22 protein-coding genes are annotated in these 21,013 nt (G+C 64.2%); 11 read left to right on the forward strand and 11 right to left on the reverse strand.

Annotated features, from left to right (window positions below; all coding sequences use genetic code 11):
* Positions 1 to 71 precede the first annotated feature (71 nt).
* The 3 genes from cpaB to FIU94_RS09725 all read right to left on the reverse strand — a co-directional run bounded on the left by cpaB (position 72) and on the right by FIU94_RS09725 (position 1,583).
* Positions 72 to 929 carry a Flp pilus assembly protein CpaB gene (gene cpaB / locus FIU94_RS09715; protein WP_152465610.1) on the reverse strand — a complete coding sequence of 286 codons (858 nt, stop codon included), beginning with the start codon at positions 927 to 929 and terminating at the stop codon, positions 72 to 74.
* 175 nt (positions 930 to 1,104) lie between these two features.
* The gene (locus FIU94_RS09720) at positions 1,105 to 1,287 is read right to left on the reverse strand and encodes a hypothetical protein (RefSeq protein ID WP_152465611.1); all 183 of its coding nucleotides are present in this window, start codon (positions 1,285 to 1,287) and stop codon (positions 1,105 to 1,107) included.
* Positions 1,288 to 1,397: 110 nt separating this feature from the next.
* Positions 1,398 to 1,583 (reverse strand): hypothetical protein, encoded by a 186-nt coding sequence (locus FIU94_RS09725; RefSeq protein WP_152465612.1) that lies wholly within the window; start codon positions 1,581 to 1,583, stop codon positions 1,398 to 1,400.
* 395 nt (positions 1,584 to 1,978) lie between these two features.
* Between FIU94_RS09725 and FIU94_RS09730 the strand changes: the two genes are divergently transcribed.
* On the forward strand, positions 1,979 to 2,809 hold the full coding sequence (locus FIU94_RS09730) for a lytic transglycosylase domain-containing protein (protein WP_152465613.1): 831 nt from the start codon (positions 1,979 to 1,981) through the stop codon (positions 2,807 to 2,809).
* 67 nt (positions 2,810 to 2,876) lie between these two features.
* Here FIU94_RS09730 and FIU94_RS09735 read toward each other — a convergent pair whose 3' ends face one another.
* The 6 genes from FIU94_RS09735 to tldD all read right to left on the reverse strand — a co-directional run bounded on the left by FIU94_RS09735 (position 2,877) and on the right by tldD (position 10,260).
* Positions 2,877 to 3,167 carry a GNAT family N-acetyltransferase gene (locus tag FIU94_RS09735; protein WP_152465614.1) on the reverse strand — a complete coding sequence of 97 codons (291 nt, stop codon included), beginning with the start codon at positions 3,165 to 3,167 and terminating at the stop codon, positions 2,877 to 2,879.
* Positions 3,160 to 3,783: a CoA transferase subunit B gene (locus tag FIU94_RS09740; protein WP_152465615.1), complete on the reverse strand. Its 624-nt coding sequence runs from the start codon at positions 3,781 to 3,783 to the stop codon at positions 3,160 to 3,162. Before FIU94_RS09740 ends, FIU94_RS09735 begins: the two co-directional genes overlap by 8 nt.
* Complete coding sequence (locus FIU94_RS09745) at positions 3,783 to 4,487, reverse strand: CoA transferase subunit A (RefSeq protein ID WP_152465616.1); 705 nt, start codon at positions 4,485 to 4,487, stop codon at positions 3,783 to 3,785. Before FIU94_RS09745 ends, FIU94_RS09740 begins: the two co-directional genes overlap by 1 nt.
* A gap of 159 nt (positions 4,488 to 4,646) precedes the next feature.
* Positions 4,647 to 7,235 carry a type I DNA topoisomerase gene (topA, locus tag FIU94_RS09750; RefSeq protein ID WP_152465617.1) on the reverse strand — a complete coding sequence of 863 codons (2,589 nt, stop codon included), beginning with the start codon at positions 7,233 to 7,235 and terminating at the stop codon, positions 4,647 to 4,649.
* Between the two features lie 322 nt (positions 7,236 to 7,557).
* Positions 7,558 to 8,715 (reverse strand): DNA-processing protein DprA, encoded by a 1,158-nt coding sequence (gene dprA / locus FIU94_RS09755; RefSeq protein WP_152465618.1) that lies wholly within the window; start codon positions 8,713 to 8,715, stop codon positions 7,558 to 7,560.
* Positions 8,716 to 8,838: 123 nt separating this feature from the next.
* Positions 8,839 to 10,260 (reverse strand): metalloprotease TldD, encoded by a 1,422-nt coding sequence (gene tldD / locus FIU94_RS09760; protein ID WP_152465619.1) that lies wholly within the window; start codon positions 10,258 to 10,260, stop codon positions 8,839 to 8,841.
* Positions 10,261 to 10,439: 179 nt separating this feature from the next.
* On the opposite strand from tldD, the gene coxB reads away from it, so the two are divergent.
* From coxB to FIU94_RS09805, 9 genes are all read left to right on the forward strand, one after another.
* A complete protein-coding gene (coxB, locus tag FIU94_RS09765) occupies positions 10,440 to 11,366 on the forward strand; it encodes a cytochrome c oxidase subunit II (RefSeq protein WP_152465620.1) in 927 nt (308 codons plus the stop codon).
* 126 nt (positions 11,367 to 11,492) lie between these two features.
* Positions 11,493 to 12,428, forward strand: a complete 936-nt coding sequence (cyoE, locus tag FIU94_RS09770; protein ID WP_152465621.1) for a heme o synthase — start codon at positions 11,493 to 11,495, stop codon at positions 12,426 to 12,428.
* Positions 12,428 to 12,613: a cytochrome C oxidase assembly protein gene (locus tag FIU94_RS09775; RefSeq protein ID WP_152465622.1), complete on the forward strand. Its 186-nt coding sequence runs from the start codon at positions 12,428 to 12,430 to the stop codon at positions 12,611 to 12,613. The genes cyoE and FIU94_RS09775 overlap by 1 nt, the downstream gene beginning before the upstream one ends.
* On the forward strand, positions 12,613 to 13,188 hold the full coding sequence (locus tag FIU94_RS09780; RefSeq protein ID WP_152465623.1) for a cytochrome c oxidase assembly protein: 576 nt from the start codon (positions 12,613 to 12,615) through the stop codon (positions 13,186 to 13,188). The genes FIU94_RS09775 and FIU94_RS09780 overlap by 1 nt, the downstream gene beginning before the upstream one ends.
* Before the next feature lie 18 nt (positions 13,189 to 13,206).
* Positions 13,207 to 14,019 carry a cytochrome c oxidase subunit 3 gene (locus FIU94_RS09785; RefSeq protein WP_152465624.1) on the forward strand — a complete coding sequence of 271 codons (813 nt, stop codon included), beginning with the start codon at positions 13,207 to 13,209 and terminating at the stop codon, positions 14,017 to 14,019.
* 94 nt (positions 14,020 to 14,113) lie between these two features.
* On the forward strand, positions 14,114 to 14,785 hold the full coding sequence (locus tag FIU94_RS09790; protein ID WP_152465625.1) for an SURF1 family protein: 672 nt from the start codon (positions 14,114 to 14,116) through the stop codon (positions 14,783 to 14,785).
* A 4-nt stretch (positions 14,786 to 14,789) separates the two neighbouring features.
* Entirely contained in the window at positions 14,790 to 16,178 is a 1,389-nt protein-coding gene (gene thrC, locus FIU94_RS09795) for a threonine synthase (protein ID WP_152465626.1), read from the forward strand.
* Positions 16,175 to 17,437: a pitrilysin family protein gene (locus tag FIU94_RS09800; RefSeq protein ID WP_152465627.1), complete on the forward strand. Its 1,263-nt coding sequence runs from the start codon at positions 16,175 to 16,177 to the stop codon at positions 17,435 to 17,437. The genes thrC and FIU94_RS09800 overlap by 4 nt, the downstream gene beginning before the upstream one ends.
* Positions 17,437 to 18,021, forward strand: a complete 585-nt coding sequence (locus FIU94_RS09805; RefSeq protein ID WP_152465628.1) for a GNAT family N-acetyltransferase — start codon at positions 17,437 to 17,439, stop codon at positions 18,019 to 18,021. Before FIU94_RS09800 ends, FIU94_RS09805 begins: the two co-directional genes overlap by 1 nt.
* 15 nt (positions 18,022 to 18,036) lie before the next feature.
* Here the strand turns inward: FIU94_RS09805 and FIU94_RS09810 are convergent, their stop codons facing one another.
* Positions 18,037 to 18,513: a hypothetical protein gene (locus tag FIU94_RS09810; protein ID WP_152465629.1), complete on the reverse strand. Its 477-nt coding sequence runs from the start codon at positions 18,511 to 18,513 to the stop codon at positions 18,037 to 18,039.
* 192 nt (positions 18,514 to 18,705) lie between these two features.
* Positions 18,706 to 20,025: a serine hydroxymethyltransferase gene (locus tag FIU94_RS09815; protein WP_152465630.1), complete on the reverse strand. Its 1,320-nt coding sequence runs from the start codon at positions 20,023 to 20,025 to the stop codon at positions 18,706 to 18,708.
* A gap of 124 nt (positions 20,026 to 20,149) precedes the next feature.
* On the opposite strand from FIU94_RS09815, the gene FIU94_RS09820 reads away from it, so the two are divergent.
* Positions 20,150 to 20,977 carry an MBL fold metallo-hydrolase gene (locus FIU94_RS09820; protein ID WP_152465631.1) on the forward strand — a complete coding sequence of 276 codons (828 nt, stop codon included), beginning with the start codon at positions 20,150 to 20,152 and terminating at the stop codon, positions 20,975 to 20,977.
* Positions 20,978 to 21,013: the final 36 nt, after the last annotated feature.

Below are 21,013 nucleotides of genomic sequence, written 5' to 3' on the forward strand. Positions count from 1 at the left end.
CTGGGACGCCGGGTCAAGCGATTGTGTGTCAATGATTTAGACGTCTGGGATCCTGGCGTCTGCCAAAGCAATCAGTTGGTGCAGGGGATCGGCAGCTCGACAACTTCGGCACCGCGCCGGGTGCGGATGGTGCATACCTTCTCCTTGGCGACCTCGGCCTTGACCTCTTCGGCTGCGATGCCCAGCAGGGACCGCTGGTCCACTTCGATGGCCGATGCAATGGTATCGTCCTCGGCGCCGACCAGAGACAGCGACAGGTTGCCGGTCGACTGCGCCTGTGCCAGTGCCGCGACCTGCTGCGGGCTGACGGCGACAGTCACGGTGCGGGCGATGGTCGCCTCGCCCAGATCACCGCCAGCGGTCTGGTCGACCGCGATCAGCTGCACACCGGCTTCGATCAGCTTCGTCACTTCGGAAGAGGGGGCATCGCGGTTCACGTTGACGCGGCCGGTCCAGTACACATCAACCCGGTCGCCGGGCCGCAGGAAGCCGGAGACGCCACTGGATACGTCCACCTTGATGGTAAAGGCGCGCTTGCCGCGCTCCAGCCGGGAGGTCAGGCCGGTATCTTCGCCCGGTGCCGTCACCTTGAGCGCCAGTATCGCCTCGTCCTTTTCCATCGCGCGCAGGACCACGCGGGATTCATCCGTGTTCTCGGGGAACAGTTCGGTGCGGTCGGTGAACGCCCCTTCGGGGATCGCGTTCTCGGGCCATGACACCTCCCGCACGTCTTCGGGGGTCAGTTTCTGGCCGTACTTCAAAGGTTTTTCGGCCACGTAGACGCTGACCGTGGGCACGACCTGTGCCAGAGCTTCCTGAGCGCGCGCATTCGCTATCTGGTATTGCGCGATCCGATCCTTGGCCAGGTATACCGCTCCGCCGGCCAACGCGATGCCCACCAGTAGGACCAGTCCAAATACCATCCGCATCTTGTCACCTCTTGCTCATTACTGCCGGTTATCCGGCACCTCTTTGACCCATTCCACTATCGTGCGAATCTGACGATTTCTTGCCGATCAGGTGGTAAGGCTGGGGCAGGGGCAAAGCCCTGGCGAAAAACCCCCAAGGGCCGGCCTGACGGCCGACCTTTGGAAAATGCTTGGGTCAGTTCCCGACTTGTCTGTCACTCAGCCAGTTGCCCGTGCCTTCGCCCACGCTTTCTGCGCCGTTGTGGATCGCGAGTATGATCACCACCGCCAGGGAAACGACCGCGGCTGTCAGCACGACCCAGTCCACCGTAACTGCGCCACGTTCGGACTTTCGGAATTCTCTCAGTTTGCGCAACATCGTAGTGCTCCTCTCGAAGAGCGCGACCCGATCGCTCGACCGGGACGAAAAGGGGGCCGCAGTCTGACATCAGAGTGCGGCCCCCGGCATTTCAAACCGTCAGGTTAGAATTAGCTGCCGCCGGGTGTACGGTTGTCCAGGTAGGTCTGCGTACGGTCGGTCAGGCCCGAAGCGCCGGTCTGGATCGAGGAGTATGCGGCAACGGCCAGGCCCACAACGGCGGCGGTCAGCACAACCCAGTCAACAGTCACGGCGCCGGATTCGTCAGATTTGAAGTTTGCGAAGAAGTTCATCATGTTTTGTCCCTCCAAGGATCAGATTTTAAGGTTACACCCTGCCGTCCGTTGGTGACGCCGTTCTCTCAGTTGAGCGTCTGTCCGACTTGGTATGACGCTATATAGCTGTCTGATTGGGGCGTGAATTTGGCGGCAAATGTGACTTTTCATCTTTTTTGCTGCCCGGAGGCTTAAAAAATCGCAACCACCGGTTTTCAAAAGATATTTTCTTCTATTTAGGCGGCGGTTCTTTCAAATTGGCGTGATACCTGCGGGGATTATGGCGAAATTGCCTCAATCTCTGCCCTGATTGACCCCCGCAAAGGCCTCCGGCAGACCGAAAAGCTGGTTTCGCCAGCGGTTTTGTGGGAAGCTTCCCGAAAATCGAGCCGAGAAATAATAAACGGCAGGCAGGCATGACCCGACTACTCGCAATCGCGCTCCTTTCCGGCGCGCTGGCCACGACGCCCGTGTGGGCGGAAGGACCATCCCCCTTTCCCGACTTCACCGCCAAGCGGGTGAAGGCCCCCAAGCCCGGCAGCAAGCCGCGGATCGGGATCCAGATCGACCCGGCGGTGCAGGCCGCCGCCCTGAAACCGAAGCCGAAGGTCGGCCCGGACGTCGTCGCACAGCCCTCGGGGGCCATCGCGCCGACGCAGCCCGGACAATACGACTGGTTCTGGGAAAAGGTGTCGCCCAATATCGGATCGTCCGGTGCCGGACGGCTGGAAACCGCGATGGCGACGCTGGCAGCAGCGGCGGGCAAGGTCAGCAGCCCGCGCTTGCAGCACATGCAGGACATTGCCAAGGTCAACGGCATCGACATCCTGCGGTCGACCATCGGCACGCAGGTCTCGCCCGCACTGGTGTTGGCGGTGATCACCGTGGAATCGGCAGGCAAGCCCGACGCGATCAGCCGGGCAGGCGCGCAGGGGTTGATGCAGCTGATGCCCGCAACCGCCGAACGCTTCGGCGTGGCGGACAGCCTTGCCGCCGCGCAGAACATTACCGGCGGGGTCAAATACCTCGACTGGCTGATGCAGGAGTTCGACCGCGACCCGATCCTTGTGCTGGCCGGATACAATGCGGGCGAGGGGTCGGTGCGCAAACATGCCGGCGTGCCCCCCTTTGCCGAGACGCGCGACTACGTGCCCAAGGTGCTGGCCGCCTTCCAGGTGGCCAAGGGCCTGTGCCAGACCCCGCCCGAGCTGATTTCGGACGGCTGCGTCTTTGCCGCGATGAACTGAGTGGCGCGAACCGGCGTTCTCGACGTCGCTGGGTCCAGCCTATCGAAAGGCACGGCGCGCCCGGTCTTCAGACCTTGAACGCGTCGGCCCACTCCGGGTGCTTGCGCCGCATCGCATTCACAAAGGGGCAAAGCGGTACGATCCGGAATCCTTCAGCCCGCGCATCCGCCACCAGCCTTTCGACCAGTTTCAGGCCGACGCCCTGGCCCGACAGGGCCTCGGGAACGCCGGTGTGATCCGCGATCACCTGATCGGGGCCGAGCCGGGAATACGTCAGCTCGGCCTCGTGGCCGCTCACGACAATCGTGTAGCGCCCCTTGCTGCCGGTTTCCTCGCGGGAAACCTCGCCCTCAGACAATCGTCGCCTCGGTCGCTGCGCGCAGCTCTTCTTCGGTCACGCCCTCGGCACATTCGACGATCTTCAGGCCGCCCTCCACCACGTCGAGAACACCGAGGTTGGTGATGATCCGGTTCACGACGCCGGTCCCGGTCAGGGGCAGGCTGCATTGCTTGAGCACCTTGCTCTCGCCTGCCTTGTTCTGGTGATCCATCACGACGATGACCTTGCCCACACCGGCCACGAGGTCCATCGCGCCGCCCATGCCCTTGACCAGTTTGCCGGGGATCATCCAGTTCGCCAGATCACCGTTTTCAGCCACTTCCATGGCACCCAGGATCGCCGCCGCGATCTTGCCGCCGCGGATCATGCCAAACGACATGGCGCTGTCGAAATAGCTGGTCCGGCTCAGTTCGGTGATGGTCTGCTTGCCCGCGTTGATCAGGTCGGGGTCTTCCTCGCCCTCAAAAGGGAAGGGGCCCATGCCCAGCATCCCGTTCTCCGATTGCAGGGTGATGTCCTTGTCGCCCACGTAGTTGGCCACCAGCGTCGGGATCCCGATGCCGAGGTTCACGTACATGCCGTCTTCCAGTTCCTGTGCCGCGCGTGCGGCCATCTGGTTGCGATCCCAGGCCATTATGCTTCCTCCCGCTTGCGCGTGGTGCGCTGTTCGATGCGTTTCTCATGGGTGCCCTGGATGATACGGTGCACGTAGATGCCCGGCAGGTGGATCATGTCGGGGTCCAGTGATCCGCGCGGCACGATCTCTTCGACCTCGGCGATGCAGACCTTGCCACACATGGCGGCGGGCGGGTTGAAGTTGCGGGCGGTCTTGCGGAACACCAGGTTGCCGGTGTCATCGGCCTTCCATGCTTTCACGATGCTGAGATCCGCAAAGATCCCACGTTCGAGAATGTAGGTTTCGCCGTCGAATTCCTTGTGCTCCTTGCCCTCGGCGATCTGGGTGCCCACGCCGGTCTTGGTGTAGAAGCCGGGAATGCCCGCCCCGCCCGCGCGCATCCGTTCGGCCAGGGTGCCCTGCGGGTTGAATTCCAGCTCCAGCTCGCCCGACAGATACTGGCGCATGAATTCCGCGTTCTCGCCCACATAGGACGACATCATCTTCTTCACCTGGCGGCTGTGCAACAGAATGCCGATGCCGAAATCGTCGACCCCCGCGTTGTTCGAGGCAAAGGTCAGGTTCTTGGCACCGTTCTCCTTGATCGCCTGAAGCAGAAGTTCGGGTATCCCGCACAGGCCAAAGCCCCCTGCGGCGATCAGCATGCCGTCGCTCAGGACGCCTTCAAGCGCCTCCGTGGCGTTTGCGTATATCTTTTTCATTCAGCCGGCTCCCCTGTCTGCAGTGTTCGCAGAAGTTGTGACGCCGCGTCGCGGCAAAGTCAAATCCTGCCAGCTTTCGCAGGCGCGATGCAGCGGGGCGGGCCGCGCCGTTGGGCTGGCGCTGGACTCCGCGCGATGACCATCACGCGCCTGGCGGCGTCATTTCTTCGCGGCTGTCTTCTTTGCCGCCGGTTTTTTCTTGGCCGGTGCCTTTTTCTTGGCCGCGGGCTTCTTCTTGCCGGACTTCGCCGCCCGTTCTTCCAGCAGGGTCACGGCCTGCGCCATGGTCAGCTCTTCGGGTTCGATCGTGTCGGGGATCGTGGCGTTGATCTTTTCCCATTTCACGTAGGGCCCATATTTGCCCTTCATCACATTGACCGGCCCTCCGGCGTCGGGATGCTCACCAAGTTCGCGCAGGGGTTTGGCCGCCTGGCCGCGCCCGCCGCGGCTGGCAACCTTTTCCGCCAGCAGTTGCACCGCCCGGTTCATCCCGACGGTAAAGACCTCGTCGATGCTTTCCAGATTGGCATTGGTGCCGCCCCGGTGCGAGGTGCTTTCCGCGTGTTTGAGGTAAGGGCCGTAGCGACCGATGTTCGACCAGACCATCACGCCGTCCTCGGGGTGGGGGCCGATCTCGCGGGGCAGCGACAGCAGCATCAGGGCGCGCTCCAGATCAAGCTCTTCCGGCGGCCAGTCCTTGGGAATCGACTGGCGCGGCGGCTTCTTGTTTTCTTCCGTCACCTCTCCGCGTTGCACATAGGGGCCAAAGCGGCCCTTGAAGACGCGAATTTCGTCGCCCTGGTCGGTGCCCAGCAGCTTGCCGTCGGGGGGAATGGCGCTGGCTTCGGCTTCGGGGTCCGGCGGGCCGAAGGGGCGGGTGTAGCGGCACTCGGGGTAGTTGGAGCAGCCGATGAAGGCGCCGCCGGACCGCGCGGTGCGCATGGAAAGCCTGCCCGCGCCGCAATGCGGGCACAGACGCGGGTCGCTGCCGTCTTCGGTGGGCGGGAAGAGATGCGGCTCCAGCACTTCGTTGATCTTTTCGAGCACCTCGGTAATGCGCAGGTCCGATGTTTCCGCGATCGCGGCGGAGAAATCGCGCCAGAACCGGCCCAGCACATCCTTCCAATCCGCATCCGCCGCCGAGACCTTGTCGAGCTGGTCTTCGAGATCGGCGGTGAAATCGTAGCCGATATAGCGGCGGAAATAGTTTTCAAGGAAGGCCGTCACCAGCCGGCCCTTGTCTTCGGGGATCAGGCGCTGGCCCTCGCGGCGGACATACTCACGGTCCTGAATGGTGGTGACGATGCTGGCATAGGTCGAGGGACGACCGATGCCCAGTTCTTCCATCCGTTTGACCAGTGTCGCCTCGGTGTAGCGCGGCGGGGGCTGGGTGAAATGCTGCTCGGGCGTGACGGCCCGCTTGTCCATGCTGTCACCCGCGCTGATCTGCGGCAGGCGCTTGTCGTCTTCGTCCACCACGTCGTCGCGGCCTTCTTCATAGACTCGCAGAAAGCCGTCGAACAGAACAACCTGGCCAGTGGCGCGCAGACCGACCTGACCGTCCTTGCTGCCGATCTCGACCGTCGTGCGCTCCAACCGGGCGCTGGCCATCTGACAGGCCAGGGTGCGTTTCCAGATCAGGTCGTAAAGCTTGGCCTGGTCCGATTCGAGCTTGAGTGACGCGGCATCGCGGGTCATGTCCGTCGGTCGGATGCATTCATGCGCTTCCTGCGCGTTCTTGGCCTTGTTCTTGTAAAGGCGCGGCTCCTTGGGGACATAATCGGCGCCAAAGCGTTCCGCGATGGCGTCGCGCGCCATTGTCACCGCCTCGGGGGCCATGTCGATCCCGTCGGTCCGCATGTAGGTGATGTGCCCCGCCTCATAGAGACGCTGTGCCGTGCTCATGGTCTGGCGCGCGCCCATGCCGAACTTGCGGCTGGCCTCCTGCTGAAGCGTCGAGGTCATGAAAGGGGCGGAAGGGTTGCGGGTGGCCGGTTTCGCCTCCACGTCCGCGACCTTGAGGTCGCGGCTGGTGATCGCCTGCACGGCCAACTCGGCCTTGGTCTCGTCCGACAGGTCGAATTTGTCCAGCTTGTCGCCCGCAAGCGTGACCAGCCGCGCCTCGAACTCCTGCCCGCGCGGGGTCGCAAGCAGGGCCTTGACGGTCCAGTACTCGCGGGGCCGGAAGGCTTCGATCTCCATCTCGCGCTCGACGATCAGGCGCAGCGTCACCGATTGCACGCGCCCCGCCGATTTCGCGCCGGGCAGCTTGCGCCACAGGACCGGGGACAGGTTGAAGCCCACCAGATAGTCCAGTGCGCGCCGGGCCAGATAGGCCTCCACCAGCGGCATGTCGACCTGACGGGGGTTCTTCATCGCTTCGGTCACGGCGGCCTTGGTGATGGCGTTGAACACCACGCGGCTGACCGGGGTGTCCTTCTTGATCGACCGGCGGGCGGTCAGCGCCTCCTGCAGGTGCCAGCTGATCGCTTCGCCTTCGCGGTCGGGGTCCGTGGCGAGGATGAGTTCGTTGTCCTGCTTGAGCGCGTCGGCGATTGCCTTGACATGTTTCTTGCTGTCGCTGGCGACTTCCCATTTCATGTCGAATTCATGCTCGGGATCGACCGACCCGTCCTTGGGCGGCAGATCGCGGACGTGGCCGTAAGAGGCGAGAACAGTATAGTCGTCGCCCAGGTACTTGTTGATCGTTTTGGCCTTGGCTGGAGATTCGACAACGACTACGGGCATGAATTCAGTACCTTAATCAGAAAAACGGGTTCATCCGTGCGTTGTGTCATGTGGGATCGGGGGGTGGATTGTCAATGCGCGACGCAGCCGGTCCGGTCAGGCCGGGGGCGATGAGAGGTGAGCGGAGTGGCGGCCGGGCTGTCGTTCCGTCATCGGTGCGCGCCGGGGCAGAGCGGCCCCTGCCGCGGGGTGCCGACGGGGCTGTGTCCGGCGAACACCACGGGCGAGAGGGGGCAGTTCAGCCACCCTCTGACAATGCGCCGGATCTGGCGATGGCCGCTGAATTCACGACGCCCGATGGTACGAAACGTCGCGCCCGCTGTCACACCACCCGGGTCAACAGCCCGCCGGGCTGACGGGCGATCTGCCCCTCCATTTCCAGATCGACCAGCGCCGGTGCCACCTGCGCGGGCGCAGCCCTGAGATCACGGATCAGCTGGTCTTCCGCCACGGGCGAAGGACCAAGGCGGGCGAGAATTTTCTGGTGCAGCCGGGCGGCTTCCTGAAGTGTGCGGCGCGGTTCCGGGGGGTGGGGCGGCCGCGCCGGAAGCGGCGCCTGCGCCGCGTCGGCAGAGGCGGATGCGCCCTGCAGCACTTCCAGAACGTCACTGGCCGAGCGGACCAGCGTCGCACCGTCACGGATCAGCATGTTGCAGCCGGCGGCGCGGGCGTCCAGCGGATGACCGGGCACCGCCAGCACCTCGCGCCCCTGGTCCAGCGCGTCGCGGGCGGTGATGAGGCTGCCGGACTTTGCGGCTGCTTCGACCACGATCGTGGCGCGCGACAGGCCAGAGATGATGCGGTTGCGGCTGGGGAAATGCCGCGCCATGGGTTGCAGGCCGATGGGCTGTTCCGACAGGCGCAAACCGCGCCGCGCGATGTCTTCGGCAAGCCCGGCGTTCTCTGCCGGATAGATCACATCGACCCCGCCTGCCTGCACCGCCAGGGTGCCGCTGTCCAGCGCGCCCAGGTGCGCGGCAGCGTCGACACCGCGGGCAAGGCCCGACACCACGACAAAGCCCGCCGCGCCCAGGTCCCGCGCAAGGCCCCGCGCCATGCGCGTGCCCAGCGACGACGCGTTGCGCGCCCCGACGAGCGAGATCATCGGCCGCGACAGAAGGTCGGTATCGCCCAGGCACCACAGGAACGGCGGGGCATCGGCAAGCTTTGCCAGAAGCGGTGGATAGGGCGGTTCCATCAGCGCCACCAGACGCGCCCCGGCTGCCCGGGCGGTTTTCAACTCGGCGTGGATCACGCCCTCGGGGCAGGGGGTGTAATTGGAAACGCCCGCGGCGCGCGCCACCTCAGGCAGCGCGGCCAGCGCGTTCTGCGCGGTGCCGTATTCAGTCAGCAGTCGTTTATACGTCGCTATTCCGACCCGGCGCGAGCGCAACAGGCGGAGACGGGCGAACTGTTCGTCTTCCGGGGTGGGTGGGAGTGGGGGGTGAGTGGAAGAAGGATATAGGTCCTCGTCAGTCATCCCGAAACTCCGCCTGTTGCAGAATCAGGTATAGGACCGCGCGGTTAACAGGGAATGAACGGATTGCCGCCGTTTTGGTACAATATTGTCGGTGGCATGGATCAGCGCGGCTGCGGGTCCCGCTCAGGCTGCGCTGCCCCCCACGGTCAGGCCGCCGATCATCAGTGTCGGCTGACCCACGCCGACGGGCACCCATTGTCCCTGTTTGCCGCAGTTGCCCATGCCGGGATCAAGGCTGGGGTCGTTCCCGATCGCCCTGATCTGACGCAGCGCGGTGGCGCCGTCGCCGATCAGCGTGGCGCCCTTCACCGGTGCGCCGACGACACCCTTCTGCACCCGGTAGGCCTCGGTACAGGAAAACACGAACTTGCCGTTGGTGATGTCCACCTGGCCGCCGCCGAAGCCGACGGCATAAATGCCGTCCCGCAGGTCCGCGACGATGTCGCCCGGGGCGGTGTCGCCCCCCAGCATATAGGTGTTCGTCATCCGTGGCATCGGGATATGGGCATAGGATTCGCGCCGCCCGTTGCCGGTGCTCTCCACCCCCATCAGACGGGCGTTCTGGCGATCCTGCATGTACCCCACCAGACGGCCATCCTCGATCAGGACGTTCCTGGCCGACGGCGTGCCTTCGTCATCGACGCTGATCGACCCGCGCCGGTCCGGGAGGGTGCCGTCGTCCAGAACGGTCACGCCGGGCGCGGCGATCTGCTGGCCCATCAGTCCGGCAAAGGCCGAGCTGCCCTTGCGGTTGAAATCGCCTTCCAACCCGTGGCCGATGGCCTCGTGCAACAGGATGCCGGGCCAGCCGGGGCCCAGCACCACGTCCATGATGCCCGCAGGCGCGGGCACGGCATCGAGGTTCACGACAGCGATCCGCAGCGCCTCGCGCGCCTTGGCCTGCCAGTCGGCAGGGTCGAGCAACCCGTCAAGGCCGATGCGTCCGCCGCCGCCCGCCGTGCCGCTTTCGCGGCGGCCGTCCCGTTCGACGATGACCGACACGTTGACCCGGGTCATCGGGCGCACGTCGCGTACCGACGTCCCCTCGGGGCGCAGAATCTCGATCTCCTGAAGCGATGCGGCGATGCTGGCGCTGACCTGCACCACCCGGCTGTCCAGGCCGCGGGCAAAGGCGTCGATCTCGCGCAGGGTTTCCACCTTGACCGGAAAGGCCGTCCCGGCGATCGGATCCGCGTCTGTATAGAGCTTGCGGTTGGTGCCCTCCGGCGCATCGGCCCAGGTGCCGCCGCCGTCGCCGACGGCAAGGCGGGCGGTCTCGCTCGCCCGCTCAAGCGCCGCCTGGGACACTTCGGTGGAATGGGCATATCCCGCCACGTCGCCGCGCACCGCGCGCAGGCCAAAGCCCTCGGATGCGTCGTAGCTGGCGGTCTTCAGCCGCCCGTCGTCGAACATCAGCCCCTCGGACCGGCGCCGTTCAAGGAACAGCTCGCCATCGTCGGCCCCGGCCACCGCCGCGCGCAGTGTCTTCAGGGCCGCGTCGCGGTCCAGCAGGTCGTTGAAGGGCGAAAAGGGGCTGCTGCTCATGAAGTTGTCCTGATTTTGCGCTACAAAACACCTGTCGCGTCTGTTTGCCGCAATCGAAGTGTCTTTATCTTGAGGACAGAATATGATTGTAAGCACCGAGATTACAACGGGCGGGCAGCGATCATCTGGCCTGTCCGGCGAAACCGTAGCCAAACATGGTCACAAGTTCAGGACGACTTATGAAAAAACTTCTCTCACTTAGCGCGCTCTTGGCAGGTCTCGGGGCCATGCCGGTACTGGCCCAGGACAATCTGCGCATTGATGGGCTTGAGGTCATTGGCAAGCCGGTGGACGGCGAGATGGGGTTCCAGCCTGCCGTGACACGACTGGCACAGGACATTCATGATCTCGACTGGCTGATCCTGGTGATCATCACCCTGATCACGCTGTTCGTGACCGGGCTGATCGGCTGGGTGATCGTCCGCTACAGCCGCCGACGCAACCCGAATCCATCGTCATTTACCCACAACACGCCGGTTGAAATTGCCTGGACGGTGGGTCCGATCGTGATTCTCGTGCTGATCGGCGCCTATTCGCTGCCGATCCTGTTCCGCCAGCAGGAAATCCCCGAGGCCGACATCACCATCAAGGCGATCGGCAACCAGTGGTACTGGTCCTACGAATACGTGGACGAGGGATTTGGCTTTGACAGCTACATGATCGGTGCACCGGCGACGCTGACCTCCGAAGATCAGGAAGCGGGCGCAATCGCCAACCGCCTGGACGATGTGATGGTGGCCAAGCTTGAGGCCGCAGGCTATTCCCGCGACGAATGGCTGCTGGCGACCGATACCGCAGTGGTCGTGCCGGTGGGCCAGACCATCGTGATGCAGGTGACCGGCTCTGACGTGATCCATTCCTGGACCATTCCCGCCTTCGGCGTGAAACAGGATGCGGTGCCGGGCCGTCTGGCCGAACTGTGGTTCGAAGCCGAGCAGGAGGGTGTCTACTTTGGCCAATGCTCCGAACTCTGCGGCCAGGCCCATGCCTACATGCCGATCACGGTCAAGGTGGTATCGGAAGAAGCCTACGCCGACTGGCTGGGCAAGGCCAAGGAAGAATACGCCGGTATTCCCCAGACCCTCAAGGTCGCTTCGGTGGATTGATTGTGCAGGCGCGGTGCCCGGCATCGCGCCCCGACTGCAGGCCGGGCGGATGTGTCCACATTCCGTCCAGCCTGATCTCGCAGGGAGGGCATGCGGCCCGCCTGTTTTGCCAGCGAAAGGTGTCTCATGACCGACGTCAGCCAAACGCCAGCCTTGGAGAACGAAGCGGAACTGGGTGATTATTTCGCCCTGCTGAAACCGCGAGTGATGCAACTGGTGGTCTTTACCGCGCTTGTCGGCATGCTGGCCGCGCCGGTTTCGGTGCATCCGGTGATCGGCTTTGCCTCGATCCTCTTCGTGGCGATCGGCGCGGGCGCTTCCGGTGCGTTGAACATGTGGTGGGACGCCGACATCGACGCCGTGATGCGCCGCACGGCCAAGCGGCCCATCCCCGCCGGAAAGGTGGAACCGGGCGAGGCGCTGGCGCTGGGCGTGGGGCTGTCGTTTCTCGCCGTCATGATGCTGGGGCTGGCCGCGAACCTGCTGGCGGCAGGGATGCTGCTGTTCACCATCTTTTTCTATGCCGTCGTCTATTCCATGTGGCTCAAGCGCGCGACCCCGCAGAACATCGTGATCGGCGGCGCGGCGGGTGCCTTTCCGCCCGTCATTGGCTGGATCATCGCCACCGGCAGCTTCTCGGTCGAGGCCTGGCTGATGTTCGCGCTGATCTTCATGTGGACGCCGCCGCATTTCTGGGCGCTGGCGCTGTTCATGCGGTCCGATTATGACGATGCGAATGTGCCGATGCTGACCGTTACCCATGGCCGCCCCGCCACCCGGCGTCATATCCTGGCCTATACCGCCCTGCTGGCGGTCCTTGCCGTGGGCACCGGGTTCACCGCCATCGGCGGCTATGTCTACCTGACCGTGGCGCTGGTGCTGAACGCGCTGTTCCTGCTGGGGGCCTGGCGCATCTGGCAGCGGGACGAGGCGGCGGCGGAAGCCGACAACTACCTCGTGGAGCGCAAGTTCTTCCGCCTGTCACTGTTCTACCTGTTCCTGCACTTCGGCGCGATCCTGGTCGAGGCGACTCTGCGGAGCTGGGGCATGGGGGGCTGGTGATGGCCATTCGCGCAGAACACGAGATTCATGGCCGCCGCAAGGGCCGCAACGTGGGCGTCGGCCTGATGCTCGGCGGCTTCGTGGTGCTGGTGATGGTGCTGACCTTCGTCAAGATCACCCAGACCGATTTCACACGCGCCCCCGGCACCGCAAACCCACCCGCCCCGATGGAGGCAGCAGACTGATGGCACTATCAGGACCACAGAAGACCGTTGTTCAGACCGTATCCGTCGTGGTGATCATGGGCGGCCTTGCCTGGGCGTCGGTGCCGTTCTACGACTGGTTCTGCCGTGTTACCGGTTTCGGCGGTGTCCCGCAGCAGGTCCAGGCCGCGGGCGACGAAATCTCTGATCAGACCATCAAGGTCCGCTTCGACGGCAGCCTCAACAGCGGCATGCCCTGGACATTCAAACCGGTCGAACGGCAGATAGAGGTCCGGCTGGGTGAAACCGCGCTTGCCTTCTACGAGGCGCACAACCCGACGGACCACCCCATCGCCGGGCAGGCGAGCTACAATGTGACGCCCTATTCGACGGGCGCCTATTTCGACAAGATCGACTGCTTCTGCTTCACCGAACAGGTGCTCGAACCCGGAGAGACCGTGCAGATGCCTGTCAGTTTCTACGTCGATCCTGAAATCGTCAATGACGACGACGCCAAGTATGTACACACCATCACGCTGTCATATACATTCTACGAAATTGATCTGCCCGAGGGTTATGCGTCCCTTGATGCAGAGACAGAAACAGACCTGAATTAATCAAGAGGGACCCCCGCAATGGCCCACGCAAAAAACCACGACTACCACATTCTGCCGCCCTCCAGCTGGCCGCTGATCGGCGCCATCGCCGGTTTCGCGATGCTGTTCGGGGCCGTCCTCTGGATGCACGGTGGCACGCCGTTCCTGTTCTGGGGCGGCTTTGTCGCCGTTCTTTACGTGATGTTCGGCTGGTGGCGCGAAGTCGTGTCCGAAAGCCACGTCGGCGATCATACGACTGTGGTGCGGCTGGGCCTGCGCTATGGCTTCATCCTGTTCATCATGTCCGAAGTGATGTTCTTCGTCGCGTGGTTCTGGACCTTCTTCAAGCAGGCCCTCTACCCGATGAACGAATATGCAGGGTCGGAATACGTGCCGCCGATCTTCGAGCCGGTGAATGCCTTTCATCTGCCGCTGATCAACACGCTGATCCTGCTGCTGTCGGGCTGTGCCGTGACCTGGGCGCACCACGCGCTGGTGCACGAGAACAACCGCAAGGACCTGATCAGCGGTCTGGCGATCTCCATCGTGCTGGGCATCGCCTTTACGGCGCTGCAGGCCTACGAATACGCCGAGCTGATCCTGCACTACGACTGGACCTTCGGCGGCGACGCGTTCTTCTCGGCCTTCTTCATGGCCACCGGTTTCCACGGCGCGCATGTGATCATCGGGACCATCTTCCTGACGGTCTGCCTGATCCGTGCCATGCGCGGTGATTTCACGCCCCGCCAGCACGTCGGGTTCGAGGCTGCCGCATGGTACTGGCACTTCGTTGACGTGGTCTGGCTGTTCCTGTTCTTTGCCGTCTATATCTGGGGCGTGCCCGCAGGCTGATCCCGCGCGGGGTTGCATCCGCTGCCCCGTTGCCTAATACCCCAAAGCGCGCGATCCGCTTCGCGCGCTTTTTCGTTGGACCACGGACCCCCGCATGAGCCGCGCCCTGTTTGTCATCCTTATCGGTTTCGGCGGTGCCGCCATCCTGATCAGTCTCGGGATATGGCAGGTGCAACGTCTGTCCTGGAAGGAAGGCATCCTTGCCGACATCAATGCCCGGATCGAGGCGCCCGCGCAGGCGTTGCCCGCGCGGCCCGATCCGAACACGGATGCCTATCTGCCGGTCGAGGTGATCGGCGCCCTGGAGGGACCCACCCTGCGCGTGCTCGTGTCGCAGAAGGACGAAGGCGCGGGCTACCGCCTGATCTCTGCCATGGACACGGGGGCGCGGCGGGTGCTGGTCGACCGTGGTTTCATCCCCACCGCGGCGGACATGCCCGCGCTGCCCGCGGGGCCGGTCACGATCACCGGCAACCTGCAATGGCCGCAGGAGACCGACAGTTTCACCCCGGCGCCGGACCGCGACGGCAACATCTGGTTCGCGCGTGACGTGCCGGTCATGGCGGAAACGCTGGAGACAGAGCCGGTGCTGATCGTGGCACGGGCGTTGTCCGAGGGCGCCGGGGCTGTTACCCCGCTGCCGGTGGACACTGCCCGTATCCCGAACGACCACCTGCAATACGCCATCACCTGGTTTTCGCTGGCGGCCATCTGGCTCGCCATGTCTTTTTACTTCCTGCGCCGCCGTGCCAAACCCGAAAGCTGATCCCATGCGCTATATCTCGACCCGCGGCCAGGCCCCCGCGCTTTCCTTCGAAGAGGCGATGCTGACAGGGTTGGCGCGCGACGGCGGGCTATACGTGCCCGAAGAAATCCCGACGCTGACGCAGGACCAGATCGCGGCGCTGCACGGGCAAAGCTACGAGGACACGGCCTTTGCCGTGATGCGCCCCTTCATCGGCGACACCTTTGCCGACGACGAATTCCGCCAGATCATCGCCCGCGCCTACGCCGGGTTCAACCACGGCGCCCGCGCGCCCCTGGTTCAGCTGGCCCCCGGCCATTTCCTGCTGGAGCTGTTTCACGGCCCGACCCTGGCGTTCAAGGACTTCGCCATGCAGATGATCGGCCAGATGTTTCAGGCGGCGCTTGCCCGGCGGGGCGACCGGGTGACGATCGTGGGGGCGACGTCGGGCGACACCGGATCGGCGGCGATCGAGGCGTTTCGGGGCCTGAGCAACGTGGATGTCTTCATCCTTTACCCGCATGGCCGGGTCAGCGACGTGCAGCGCCGCCAGATGACCACCCCGAGCGAAGGCAACGTGCACGCGCTGGCGGTCGACGGCGACTTCGACGATTGCCAGGCCCGGCTGAAGGACATGTTCAACGATTTCGAGTTTCGCGACGCAGTGAAACTTGCCGGCGTGAACTCGATCAACTGGGGTCGGGTGCTGGCGCAGGTGGTCTATTACTTTTCCGCCGCCGTCAGCCTCGGCGCGCCCGGTCGCGCGGTCAGCTTTACCGTGCCCACGGGCAATTTCGGCGACATCTTCGCGGGCTACATCGCGCAGCGGATGGGCCTGCCGATCCGCGACCTCGTGGTGGCCACGAACCAGAATGACATTCTGGACCGCTGCCTCAGGGGGCAGGGCTATCACAAGTCGACGGTGCATCCATCCATCAGCCCGTCGATGGACATTCAGGTCTCGTCCAATTTCGAACGCGCGTTGTTCGATGCCTACGGGCGTGACGGCAACGCGGTGGCCCAGCTGATGGGGGAACTGGGGCAGGGCGGTTTCGACGTCAGCCAGGGCGCGATGCAGGCGCTGCAGGACATCTACCGGTCCGGCCGCGCCTCGGAAGAAGAGACGTCCGCCACCATCGCGCAGGCGCGCAAGACCATGGGCGAACTGCTGTGTCCGCATTCCGCCGTGGGGGTCAAGGTTGCCGAAGACCAGCGTGATCCGGCAGTGCCGATGGTCACGCTGGCCACCGCGCACCCGGCCAAATTTCCCGATGCGGTGGAGGCCGCGACAGGATACCGTCCCGACCTGCCGCCGCATATGTCGGACCTTTTCGATCGGCCCGAGCGTTTCACGCGCATCGGCAACGATCTCGATGCATTGAAATCCCATATCAAGGAAAACCTCTCCGCATGAGCCTGAACCAGACCCGCCTGTCAAACGGCTTTCGCATCGTCACGGAACACATGCCGGGGCTTGCCTCCGCCTCTGTCGGGGTCTGGGTGAACGCGGGCGGGCGCCATGAAACCGTGCAGCAAAACGGCGTTGCGCATTTTCTCGAACACATGGCGTTCAAGGGCACGGCGCGGCGCAGTTCACTTCAGATTGCCGAGGCGATCGAGGATGTGGGCGGCTACATCAACGCCTATACCTCGCGCGAGGTGACGGCCTATTACGTGCGCGTGCTGGAGAACGACGTGGCGCTGGGGCTGGACGTGATCGCGGATATCCTGCGCAATCCGGTGCTGGACCCCGGCGAGATCGAGGTGGAGCGTGGCGTGATCCTGCAGGAGATCGGCCAGGCGCTGGACACGCCCGACGACGTGATCTTCGACTGGCTGCAGGAAGAGGCCTACCCGGACCAGCCGCTGGGCCGCACAATTCTGGGCCCGAGCGAGTGGGTCTCGCACTTCAGCCGCGAGGATCTGCAAGGCTTCATCGCGGATCATTACGGCCCCGACCAGATGATCCTCGCCGCCGCGGGCGCCGTGAACCACGACGAGATCGTCAAGCTTGCCGAAGACCTGTTCGGCGACATGCCGGCAAAGCCGATGTTCCAGATGCAGGGTGCCAGTTTCAAGGGGGGCGAGACCCGCCAGGTCAAGACATTGGAGCAGGCGCATTTCGCGCTTGGTTTTGAATCGCCGGGCTACCGGGCCGAGGACATTTACGTTGCGCAGATCTACGCCTCTGCCTTGGGGGGCGGGATGTCGAGCCGCCTGTTCCAGGAAATCCGCGAGAACCGCGGCTTGTGCTACACCATATTCGCCCAGGCCGGTGCCTATGCCGACACCGGCATGACGACGATCTATGCGGGCACCTCTGCGGCGCAGCTGCCGCAACTGGCCGAGATCACGATAGATGAGATGAAGCGCGCCGCCAGCGACATGTCGCCCGCCGAAGTGGCCCGCGCCCGTGCGCAGATGAAGGCGGGGCTGCTGATGGGCCTGGAAAGCCCGTCGAACCGGGCGGAACGGCTGGCCCGGCTGCTGGAGATCTGGGACCGGATTCCGCCGCTGGAGGAAACCATCGAAAAGATCGACGCGGTGACGACGGGCGACGTGCGTGACCTTGCCCAGCACATGGCGGAAGCCGCACCCGCGGCTCTGGCGCTTTATGGTCCGGTAGAGCACGCGCCGACGCTGGAGGCGTTGCAGGCGCGCCGCGCCGCCTGATGCTGCTGGTCAAACGGAAACTTCGGATCGAAACCGAACGGCTGACGCTGCGCCCGCCTCAGCATGCCGATTTCCGTGACTGGACCAGCCTGCGCATCCTGAGCCGCGATTTCCTGACCAGGTGGGAACCGGCCTGGGCCGAGGATCACCTGACCCGAAAGGCATTTACCAATCGGGTCTATTGGGCGCAGCGGTCAGTCAATTCGGGAACTGCGCTGCCGCTGTTCCTGTTCCGTCGGGACGATCAGACCCTTGTGGGCGCGATCACACTGGACAACGTCCGCCGGGGCCCTGCGCAATCCGCCACATTGGGCTACTGGACCGGCGAACCCCACGCCCGCCACGGCTATATGCGGGAGGCGATCGAGGCGATGGTGCACCATGCTTTCACCCGCATGGACCTGAGCCGGATCGAAGCCGCCTGCCTGCCAGAGAACGCCCCCTCGCGGGGGCTGCTTGAAAAGACCGGGTTCAAATACGAGGGCGTGGCGCAAAGCTATCTTCAGATCGACGGGCGCTGGCGGACGCATGTGCTTTACGCCGCGCTGCGTGGCGACCGGCGCGGAAAGTCCGATGCAGGGTAGACAGAGGCGCCCGCTCTAGGCAGCGTTGTCGCCTGCCACTTTGCCTCTTGCCGTGGTGGCGGACAACAGCGCGTCCACGTGGTCATCGGCCTGGATAATGGCGTAGAGGCTGTAAGCGACCTTCCAGTCCTCTCCATCCCGCCGTTCCAGCCAGGAAAACGTCTGATAAGGCGGCTGCAACAGCTCGTCGCCCCGGTAGACCCGCGCCTCGTGCAGGGCTTCGACCCGGTTCTTGCTCTTGAATTCGGCCTCCAGGCAGTGCCGCACCACCTGTGTAACGCCGCGCTGGCGATAGTTTTCACGCACCGCGCAGAAAATCTTGTGCAGTGTCTCCCGGTCGTTCACGAAACACCGGCCCTCGAAGGTCTCGATATTCTGGGGCAGGATGAAACAGGATGCGAAGGTATCAAAGTCGCCGCGCATCAGCGCAGGCCCTGAGCGTTGAAGAAGATATTCGGAAACGTCGATCGCATTTTCGAACTCTGGCGGCATCGGAAGCAAACCTCCTGGGGAACTGGCGCAACTGGTAACGGGCGCGTGGTTCATACCGGTCACACGCGCAAACTAGTGTACCGGAGAGGGCACTGACGATTCTCTCCGGTATTCCAGAAAAATCACAAGACTCTGGCAAAACTGTGTTGAAGGCCCGGCTTGGTGCTCATCTGGCCGGAATGAATCCAGAGCCTAGATCCCCCCGACGAAGTGCAACCTGTCGAAGGTCGCCCGCACTGCACGGGTCTCGGCAGCAAGCGCGCCGGGATCGTCGCTGCGCAGGGCGCGGACGATCAGCCTGGCAAGTGTTGGCGCATCGTCGATGCCGACGCCCCAGCGCACCAGCTCGGGTGTGCCGATGCGCAGGCCGTTCATGTCGCCGGGCACGTCGGGAAGGGGCAGACCGATGCCGCAGGCCAGGAAACCTGCGGCGCGCAGTTTCCGTGACGCGGCCTGCCCGCCGCCGAACTCCGCCGCTTCGACCGCGAACTGGTGCGCGTTCGTGAAACCGCGCGCCTTGCCAAAGACCTTCAGCCCCTCGGCGTCCAGGGCCTGCGCCAGCGCCTGCGCCACGGCGATCATCTCGGCGGCATAATCGGCGCCGTAGTCGACCCAGTCCAGCAGGGTCAGCGCCAGTGCCGCGGACTTTGCCGCGTCGAAATTGGCCGTCATGCCCGGAAAGGCGATGGCATCCAGCCGCTCGGCGATCGCCGCATCGTCCGTGACGATCAGCCCGCCCGCCGGACCGCCCAGGCTTTTGTAAGTGCTCATCGTCATCAGATGCGCGCCCTCCTTCAGCGGGTTGCGCCAGGCGCGTCCGGCGATGATCCCGCATTGATGCGCCGCGTCAAAGAGCACCTTGGCGCCCACCTCGTCGGCAATGGCCCGGACCTGTGCCACCGGGTGCTCGAACAGGTTGAGCGAGGCGCCCACCGTGATCAACGCCGGCCGGACGTCGCGGGCCAGCTTGCGCAGACCGTCGATGTCCAGCGTATACCCGTCGGCATCGACCGGCGCGGACACCGTATGCAGCCCGAACAGCCCCGCGCAGCCCGCGCCGTGGTGCGTGACGTGTCCGCCGACCGACGCAGGCGGTGCGATGATCGTGTCGCCCGGTCGGCAGAGCGCCATGAAGCCATAGAGGTTCGCGAGCGCCCCCGAGGGCACGCGTATCTCGGCATAGGCCGCGTCGAATACCCGGGCCGCCAGTTCGGCGGCGATGACCTCGATCTCCTCGATGGCCTCCAGCCCCATCTCGTATTTGTCGCCCGGATAGCCCAGAGACGGGCGCGTGCCGATACCGCTGGCCAGCGCCGCTTCGGCGCGGGGCGACATGACATTGGTCGCGGGGTTGAGATTGAAGCACTCGCTCTCGTGGATCTCGCGATTACGTGCGGTCAGCGCCGCAATGCGGCTGGCGATCTGCGCGGTGTCGGCACCTGCCGTCCGCCCGGCGATCCGCTGCACGAGGGTCTCGCTGTGGTCAGGGACCCAATCTCTCTTGGCAAGCATGGCGCATCCTTCTTCTGATTTTTGTGCACCATGCCCCCGTCCGGCGGGATTTAGCAATTGTGATCCCGCAGGGCGTTCGGAATTTCACGAACCCGTGCTAGCTTGGCTCGAAGGGGGTACCGCCATGCTGTTTCGCCGTTTCGTCTGCATCATCATTGCGCTCATGCTGCCCGCTGTCGCATCCGCGCAGGAGCGCACGCCAAGCCATTGTATCGCCCTGGCGGAAACCACGCCGGGCGTTGCCCATGTGATCCCGGCAAATCTGCCCGACGTGCCGCCCGAAGAAGTCTACCTGCATTACATCGCCCATGCGTCATTCCTCATCCGCAGCCACGGCGGGCTGAACATGGTGACGGATTACACCGGCTTTACCGGGACACTGCCGCTGATCCCCGACGTGGTGACGATGAACCACGCCCACGACAGCCACTGGACCCCCTTTCCGGACCCGGCGATCCCCCATGCGCTGCAGGGCTGGGGCGCGTTCGGTGAAGGCATCGACCACGAGGTCGATCTGGGCGAAGTTCTGATCCGCAACGTATCGACCGACATCCGGTCGCAGTTCTCGGAGGTGGAGCCGCAGGGCAATTCGATCTTCGTTTTCGAGATGGCGGGCCTGTGCATCGGCCACCTGGGCCATTTGCACCACGAACCGACAGAGGCCCAATATGCCGCGCTGGGCCGAATCGACGTGCTGATGGCGCCGGTCGACGGCGGATACACGCTGCCGCTGCCGGTGATGATGCAGGTGATCCGGCGGCTCAAGTCCTCCATCGTGATCCCGATGCACTGGTTCTCCGGCTATGCGCTGGACGCGTTCCTGACCGGTATGTCGGATGAATTCCAGGTGGTGGAGCTGGAAGGATCCAGCCTCAACGTCTCGATCGACCGCTTGCCGTCACAGCCGACGATCATGGTTCTGCGGCCTTCCTACATCAACGTCGTGCGATAGGACTTGCATCCGACGCGGTGAGGACCGATCAAGTGG

Origin of the sequence: Sulfitobacter sp. THAF37 (genome assembly GCF_009363555.1) — a bacterium.
In the GTDB taxonomy this organism is placed as follows: Bacteria; Pseudomonadota; Alphaproteobacteria; order Rhodobacterales; family Rhodobacteraceae; genus Sulfitobacter.